At 30.1% G+C, this 7,716-nt stretch carries 11 protein-coding genes; all 11 read left to right on the forward strand.

Features of this window, described 5'->3' with window-relative positions; all coding sequences use genetic code 11:
- Positions 1-20 precede the first annotated feature (20 nt).
- Positions 21-770 (forward strand): SHOCT domain-containing protein, encoded by a 750-nt coding sequence (locus tag IR151_RS19110; protein ID WP_227437436.1) that lies wholly within the window; start codon positions 21-23, stop codon positions 768-770.
- 76 nt (positions 771-846) lie between these two features.
- Entirely contained in the window at positions 847-1,044 is a 198-nt protein-coding gene (locus tag IR151_RS19115; RefSeq protein WP_227437438.1) for a hypothetical protein, read from the forward strand.
- A gap of 17 nt (positions 1,045-1,061) precedes the next feature.
- Positions 1,062-1,694 (forward strand): LysM peptidoglycan-binding domain-containing protein, encoded by a 633-nt coding sequence (locus IR151_RS19120; protein WP_227437464.1) that lies wholly within the window; start codon positions 1,062-1,064, stop codon positions 1,692-1,694.
- Between the two features lie 236 nt (positions 1,695-1,930).
- Positions 1,931-3,427 carry an NlpC/P60 family protein gene (locus IR151_RS19125; protein ID WP_413927375.1) on the forward strand — a complete coding sequence of 499 codons (1,497 nt, stop codon included), beginning with the start codon at positions 1,931-1,933 and terminating at the stop codon, positions 3,425-3,427.
- 13 nt (positions 3,428-3,440) lie between these two features.
- Positions 3,441-3,767, forward strand: a complete 327-nt coding sequence (locus IR151_RS19130; protein ID WP_227437442.1) for a DUF2577 family protein — start codon at positions 3,441-3,443, stop codon at positions 3,765-3,767.
- Positions 3,767-4,195, forward strand: coding sequence for a DUF2634 domain-containing protein (locus IR151_RS19135; RefSeq protein ID WP_227437443.1), 429 nt, complete (start codon positions 3,767-3,769; stop codon positions 4,193-4,195). Before IR151_RS19130 ends, IR151_RS19135 begins: the two co-directional genes overlap by 1 nt.
- Positions 4,188-5,237, forward strand: coding sequence for a baseplate J/gp47 family protein (locus tag IR151_RS19140; protein ID WP_227437445.1), 1,050 nt, complete (start codon positions 4,188-4,190; stop codon positions 5,235-5,237). Before IR151_RS19135 ends, IR151_RS19140 begins: the two co-directional genes overlap by 8 nt.
- Positions 5,237-5,854, forward strand: a complete 618-nt coding sequence (locus IR151_RS19145) for a putative phage tail protein (protein ID WP_227437447.1) — start codon at positions 5,237-5,239, stop codon at positions 5,852-5,854. Before IR151_RS19140 ends, IR151_RS19145 begins: the two co-directional genes overlap by 1 nt.
- Positions 5,855-6,733: a phage tail protein gene (locus tag IR151_RS19150; RefSeq protein WP_227437449.1), complete on the forward strand. Its 879-nt coding sequence runs from the start codon at positions 5,855-5,857 to the stop codon at positions 6,731-6,733. It abuts the gene before it with no gap.
- 13 nt (positions 6,734-6,746) lie between these two features.
- Entirely contained in the window at positions 6,747-7,427 is a 681-nt protein-coding gene (locus IR151_RS19155; RefSeq protein ID WP_227437451.1) for a hypothetical protein, read from the forward strand.
- Positions 7,428-7,443: 16 nt separating this feature from the next.
- Positions 7,444-7,716, forward strand: a 273-nt coding sequence (locus IR151_RS19160; RefSeq protein WP_227437453.1) for a hypothetical protein, incomplete at its 3' end; no start/stop codon positions are given.

The following is a 7,716-nucleotide window of genomic DNA, read 5'->3' on the forward strand; positions in this document are numbered from 1 at the left end:
TATATTTTAGGGGGATAAATATGGGATTATTCAGTAGAAAAGAGAAAACAAAAGCAAAAGAACCATGCATAATTTGCGGGACTGAAACAGATACTTTGAAAGTTTTAGACGGATATTTGTGTAAAGAATGTCTCGGAAAATGTAGAACAGAACTGAGCTCTTTAGGTAAAGACCCTAAAAAAATTTCTAAAGATGAAATTATCAAGTGCATGGAAAATAGCAAAGATGAAAACGGAAATTTTGTTGAAAGTGAACTAGTTATGCTGGAATATTTAGGCGGACATCCTGTTTTAAATAAAGAAGAATTTCTTTTTGCTGTAATTAAAGATAATAAAATATTGTTTAAAGTAGCAGGTAAAAATTCTAACGAAAAAATGGTTGATGTATTTGAAATTTTATATTCAGATATGAAAACAGTTTCTATTGAAAAAGAAGAAGAAGTTATTAGAAGATATACAGCCACTAGGATAGCTTTATTTGGACCATTCGCTCTTGCAATGAAAAAGAAGCAAGTTAAAACAGAAGAATACTTAATAATAGAATGTAAAGATTTTATACTGTCTTTTAAGAAAAATGCAAATGCTTGTGCAACTATATATGAAAAATTAGTTGAATATAGAAATAATAACAAAAGCGAAGATACTAATAAGAATATCATTGAGAAGAATAATCCACTAGAGCAAATAAAAACACTAAAAGAATTATTAGACATGCAGGCAATTACAGAAGAAGAATTTAATGCTAAGAAAAAAGAATTACTGAATTTATAACAAAGAAGATAAATAAGTATAAACAAAGAAAGCACTTACTTTTATGGTAGGTGCTTTTATTATGGAGGTGATTGTGGTGAATAAAGACATAGAGTTTATTGGCTCATTAAAGCGGTTAAATTTTTTAATACAAGCAAAAGAAAATTTGATTGAAGATATACATGAGTATTCAAATAATGAAAAAGATATTGCTAGGTATGAAAATTTGGATAAAGCTTTTGAAAAAACTATAATTGATGAAGCTAAGTTTTTAATATCTTTAGAAAAAATATAGAGGTGATGCAGTTGGAAATGTGGCTTAGACAAGCAAATGACGCTCTTAGATTTCCTGTGTTTCCTTCCAGTTTTGAGATAAACAGCAAAGCAATAGTAAATACTTCTAATGTATTGAAATTAGGCGAAATTGCAGTGTTTGGAGGTGTAGGTTTAAGAACTACAGAAATATCTAGTTTCTTTCCTAAAAACGAAGCAAGTTACTGTGATTATACAGGTTTTCCAACACCATACGACTGTGTAAATAAAATTCAGAAGTGGATGAACGAGGGGCTTATATTAAGATATACCATTACAGAAACTAATATAAACATGGAAGTTATAGTAGACAGTTTTAAATATGAAGAAAAAGACTGCACAGGAGATGTGTATTTTACACTAAGTTTGAAAGAGTATAAAAGAATACAAATACCTAAAGTAAACACTAATAATGATAAGATATCTTCAAAACTTGATTTACCTTTGACGAAGGGATTTGAGGTTAAAAATAAACAAAAGACTCATAGAGTAGGTAAAGGGGACAGTCTTTGGTCGCTTGCAAAAAAATATTATGGAAATGGAGATTTGTGGAAGAGGATTTATGATGCAAATAAAAAGCTTATTAAAAATCCCGACATCATACAAGATGGTTGGGTATTAACAATTCCTTAAGTGAGGTGGTCTTAATTAATAATATAAAATTACAGGTCCATATAAAAAATGGAGCTATATACAACATAACCGATATAGTAGAAAAAGTTACATGGTCAGGTGACTATAAGTCCCCATCAAGGACACTAGAATTTTCTATAGTACAGTCAGCTTCTGATATTAATTTTAGACAGATAGATATACCTATAGCTAGTACGGTTTGTTTTTATGTAGATGATAAGGAAATCTATCGAGGAATGATAATTAATAGGTCTAAAGATTCTAACAATAATAGTATTAGCTTTACATCAAAAGACATGGGATTTTTACTTACTCAAAGCGAGGTATCATACAATTTTAAAGATAAGTTAGTTGAAGACATTGCAAAACAAGTTTTTAATGACAATAAACTTGCAATAGGGAACATACCTAAGACTAATGTCAAATATACTAAGATGTTTATTGGTGTAACTGGCTATGATACTATAATGAGTGCATATACAGAAGCTAGTAAGACAACTAAAAAAAAGTATATGATAGAGTCTAATGTAGATAAATTTAATATCATTGAAAAAGGAACTGTTACATTAAATGTTATGTTTGAAGAAGGTTCAAATCTTATAAATACAAGCTTCTCAGAGAGTATGGAAAATGTAAAAAACAAGGTATTAGTTGTAGACCAGTATGGCAATAAAATAAGTGAAAAGGTCAACGACGAGATTTTCAAAGATGTTGGAGTAATCATGCAAAAAGTTATACAACAACAAGAAAATAGTACAACAGATATAGAAAGTGAGTTTAAAGGAATAGAGCAGACTTGCAATTTAAAAGGGTATGGTGATGCAAGTTGTATAACTGGTAGAGGTGTAAAGGTAAAAGATTCTTATACTGGTTTAGTTGGGTTATTTTATATAGATACAGATAAACACAACTGGGACAGTAACGGAAATTATGAGATAGATTTAGATTTGAATTTTCAGAATATCATGGATGAAAAGACAGCAGGGCAAGATGAACAAAAAGAGGAAAGTTCTGATTTAACTGGTGAAGGAACTCTAAATGGGAAAGAAGTAAAAGCAGAATTTACAGCTTATTATCCATCTAATAATCAAATGGAAGGCGGCTACTACCAAGCCATGGACAATAAAAAGCTCGTACCTTCAAATAATACTTGTGCTGCACCTCCACAACTTAAATTTAAGACAAAAATTCAAGTAAAAGGAACTGGAACTAATATAGATAACAAGACATATACAGTTACAGACCGTGGAGGAGCTATAAAAGTAGTTAATGGAGTATATAAAATAGATATATTAATGTCTAGTAAAGAAGAATGTTATAACTTTGGAAGAAGAAAAGGAACGATAATCATAGGTGATGGAACTGGATATACAAATGTATCTGATAAAGCTAAAATAGTAATATCAGAAGCAAAAAAACATCTAGGTAAACCTTATAAATGGGGTGGAAATGGACCTAGTAATTTTGACTGTTCGGGATTGATGGTATATTGCTTTAAGAAAGTTAATGTTAATCTGCCAAGGACTTCAAGTCAGCAAGCAACTAAAGGCAAGAAAGTAGAGAAAAATAATTTACAGGCAGGAGACTTAGTATTTTTCCATAATCCAGTTAGTCATGTTGGTTTATATATAGGCAATGGAGAGTATCTACACGCCCCACAAAAAGGTGATGTGGTTAAAATAAGTAAGTTAAGTGCTAGAAAAGATTTTAATACGGCAAGGAGAGTATTATAAGGATGGTGATATAGTGGCTAATCCAATAAATGAATTTATAGGAATAATAAGAGAGGAAGGGAAACATTACAATGAACCTTCTTTTTTTATTGGAAAAATTAAAAGTAAATTACCAGATTTAAAAATAGAGACAAATAGAATTGTATTAGAAAAAGAAGATATTTTAATAGATAGTTGGATTCTTGACAGACAGATAGAAACATTTAACACAGAAACAAGTCAAGAACACAAGCATGAAGTTAAAAATCCATTTATTGATAAATTTGAACTTGATGATATGGTGATAATGTTTAAAATAGGTGATAAATTTGCTGTTGTAAGTAAGTTGGTGAGCTTATAATGAGTACAATATTTCCTTTTATAGGAGTACCAGCAGATTATGAAATACCAAAAACAGAAGAATTAAAATTATTTAGAGAGGTAGCTTGGAACTTTGAAAAAGATGAACCAATAATTAAAAATGGAGATTTTAAGATTATTGAAGGAAATGAAGCTATAAAGGTGTGGGTGTACAAGTGTATTAAAACAAATAGGTATGAGCATGAAATTTATAGTTGGGGGTATGGAACAGAGCTATCTAAATTAATAGGTCAAAAATACAGCAAAGGACTTACAGAAAGTGAAGCTAGTAGGTATATAAAAGAGGCTTTATTAGTTAATCCATATATACTAGATGTTAATGTTGCAAATACAAAATTTACAGATGATTTATTAAGTGTAGACATAACTATAAATACAATTTATGGGGAGGTGGAAGTTAATGTATAGTAGTCAAACATATGATGTTGTTAAAAACAGAACTCTATCCAACATAGATTTAAATATCTATAAAGGCGAGGGTTCTTTTTTAAGTGATATGGTATCTCCTGTTAATAGTGAATTAGCAAAATTCTATATAGAACTTTCATATCTTCATAAGAAAGCTTTTATAGAAGATAACTTCGATGATTTTTTAGATAAGAGAGTAAATGAATTTGGAGTGTATAGAAAACTAGGAACAGAAGCGACAGGAGAAGTGATGTTCGAGGGAAAAGTCGGGACAGTTGTTCAAAATGGAACTATTATATCTTACAATGAGCTATTATTCGTGGTAATTAAAGATATAGAAATTAGTTCGGAAATCGAACGAAATACAAGCCCCATACAGGCTTTAGAAATTGGAATTAGATATAATATACCTGCAAACACAGAATTTAAGCTACAAGACGAAATAAACGGTATAACTAAAATTTATAATAATGCAGATTTTAAAGGTGGCACAGAAATAGAAACAGACGAAGAATTAAAAGAAAGATTCTATAAAATACAGAAAAACCAAGCTACAAGTGGAAATAAAGTACACTATGAGGAATGGGCTTTAGAGGTTGATGGTGTATATAATGCAAAAGTATATCCAAGATGGGATGGAGCAGGGACAGTTAAGGTTTTATTATTTGGTCAAAATAATCAAGCTGTTGAAGAAGAAATAATAACTAAATGTAGAGAACATATCGAAGCAGAAATGCCAATAGGATGTACACTAACAGTCACAACACCTTCGCCACTTAATATAAGCATAAGTGCAACTATAAAATTAGAAGCAGGATACACAATAGATTTTGTAAAAGAAAGTTTCTTAGAAAGCATTAATAGCTATTTAATAAATGTTAATAAAGAAATAATTTACACCAAAGTAAGTGCAATACTTGCAAGTACGGAAGGTCTACATGACTTTAGTAATTTACTTTTAAATAATAAAGCTGAAAATATAAGTTTTGAAGAAGACAAAGTCCCAAGCGTTACAACCTTAGAATTTAGTGAGGTGGTTTAATGAAGTTAATCGATAAGCTGCCTCAATTTTATAACAATTCTATTACGAGCAAAATACAAAATGCTTATGATATAGAACTAGAAACACTTAGAGAAACTTATGACGATACATTCGACCAGTTCTTTGTTGATACAGCCACTTGGGGGCTTGATTACTGGGAAAATATTTTATCTATTAAAAATAGATATGATTTAAGTATAGAAGATAGAAGAAGTAATATAAAAGCGAAAATGCGTGCTAAGGGTACAACTACAATAGAAGTTATAAAAGCGATAGGAGAGGCTTATACAAAGACTAATGTTGATGTAGAAGTGTTCAGTAATCTATTTAGTTTTACACTTAGTTTTATAACAAATAATTGCAGTTATAACACTATTTTAGAATTAGATAAGAAAATAGAAGAAATAAAACCTGCACATCTTGAACACAAATTTGAGAGAATACTATTTAATAAAAATGGGCTTTATACAGGAGCAATGGCTAGTACAGGAGAAACAGTTACAATCTACCCTTATACTCCTAAAAATATAGAATGTTTTGGAGAAATAATACTAGCTAGTGGAAACAATAAAAGTGCTGAAAGGGTAACATTATACCCTAAACAGGAGGTGATATAATTGGCACAAGCACAATATTATACATTACTTACAGAAATAGGTAAGGCGGCTATAGCAAATGCTACAGTACTCGGGACTAGAGTTGATTTTGCAAAAATAAAAGCTGGGGATGGTGGTGGAAGTGCATATATTCCAACGGAAACTCAGACAGTACTTAAAAATGTGGTGTGGGAAAGCACATTAGAACATGTTCAAGCAGACGAAAAAAATCCTAATTGGGTAGTTATCCAAAAAACTATAACTGGAGATACTGGAAGCTTTACAATTAGAGAGGTAGGGGTATTTGACTCTAAAGACCAACTTTTGGCAGTATCTAGTTATCCCGAAACTTATAAACCTGCTCCGGATTCTGGAACAGTAAAAGAAATATTAATTAAAATTATATTAGCTGTGTCTAATACAGCAAGTATAAACTTAAAAATAGACCCAACGGTTGTGCTGGCAACTTTAAAAGATATACAAGAGTTAGACACTAAAATAGATACAACTAAAACAGAGTTAACAAGCAACATAGAAACTGCTAAGACAGAGATTAATAATAAAATAGGAGATACAACTACTCTTAGTACAGTAAACAAAAGCAATACAGTAAGGGCTATAAATGAAGTAGTAACTAACTTAGGAGATAAAGCATCTTTAACAACAACTAACAAAAGTAATCTTGTAAATGCAGTAAATGAGATAAAAGCTAGTTTAGATAGCATCCAGATAACAGCAGAAAGAGCAACTATAAAAGATATAGATAATCTATTTACAAGTAACAATGTTGAAGGAGCACTAAAAGAATTAGCAACAAATCAAAACTCATTAAATACAGAAGTAAATGGGCAAAGAGCTAAAGGAATTACAATAGCAAATAATCTAATAGATATGATATAAGTGAGGTGAAGATATGACAGAAAAATTAACTGAAAATTCTAGTTTAAGTGAACTTATGATAGCATTTGAAAGTATAAAAAATGACTTACAGATAGGAAAAAATAATGTGGCAAGTACATTAGGAAGCCCTTTTGCTGGGACAGATAAACTAAGTTCAACTAAAACAAAAATAGAAACATTAAAAAACACTTTTGCAACAAATTTGACAAATAAAAATGTTTCTGCAAATAAAACTGAAAGTATGCAAAATTTAATAGATAAAGTGTCAAGCATAAAAAATATAATAAAAACAGCAAAGAGTGAAAATAATTATATTTCTATGGGGTCAAGTTATGTCTTGCCATATGGTCAAACGGAAGATTCAGTAAAGCGTGTCTCTCTTGAGATTAATTCGTTATCTTTTAGACCTAATTTAGTTTTTATGACTACAAAAGATAGCTATAGCAACTACACAACTATTGCTTTTGACTCTACGATGAATTTAATGCCTAATCTAATACTATGCATTGATGAACAGTACAGACCTAGTATTAGACAAAATATTGCTAGATTTCAAAATCGCATATTTGACACAGATACTTATTCTAATTCTACCAGTGCTGGATTTTTTACAAATGGTTTTAGAACGCCAATTTATTTAAGTGATACTGGTATATATGTAGCCGTTAGTTGGTTTGCTATAAAGTACGAATAAAAAAGGAGGACTAAAAATGGAAATAGGAAGAAGAATAATCTTTGACCAAGACGGAGAAATAATTGCAATCTTTGGAGAGATGGAAGGCGATATTATACCAAGAAAAATTATAACAAAACTAGATTATATTGACATTCCTTTTAAATCAATAGCTGATAATTTTTATATAGAAAAGATAGATGTAGTTAATAATGTACCAATCATAAAAGAGATAAAAAGAGAATTAACAGAAGAACAAAAGAGAATACAAGAATTAGAAAATCAGATTTTATTAAATGAAAATGAAAAA

It is taken from the genome of Clostridioides sp. ES-S-0006-03, assembly GCF_020662275.1.
In the GTDB taxonomy this organism is placed as follows: Bacteria; Bacillota; Clostridia; order Peptostreptococcales; family Peptostreptococcaceae; genus Clostridioides.

What these genes read in the sequence shown, in the direction of transcription:
- IR151_RS19110 (WP_227437436.1), top strand. Translation starts at nt 21, where the DNA reads ATGGGATTATTCAGTAGAAAAGAGAAAACAAAAGCAAAAGAACCATGC.
- IR151_RS19120 (WP_227437464.1), top strand. Translation starts at nt 1,062, where the DNA reads ATGTGGCTTAGACAAGCAAATGACGCTCTTAGATTTCCTGTGTTTCCT.
- IR151_RS19125 (WP_413927375.1), top strand. Translation starts at nt 1,931, where the DNA reads ATGATAATTAATAGGTCTAAAGATTCTAACAATAATAGTATTAGCTTT.
- IR151_RS19135 (WP_227437443.1), top strand. Translation starts at nt 3,767, where the DNA reads ATGAGTACAATATTTCCTTTTATAGGAGTACCAGCAGATTATGAAATA.
- IR151_RS19140 (WP_227437445.1), top strand. Translation starts at nt 4,188, where the DNA reads ATGTATAGTAGTCAAACATATGATGTTGTTAAAAACAGAACTCTATCC.
- IR151_RS19145 (WP_227437447.1), top strand. Translation starts at nt 5,237, where the DNA reads ATGAAGTTAATCGATAAGCTGCCTCAATTTTATAACAATTCTATTACG.
- IR151_RS19155 (WP_227437451.1), top strand. Translation starts at nt 6,747, where the DNA reads ATGACAGAAAAATTAACTGAAAATTCTAGTTTAAGTGAACTTATGATA.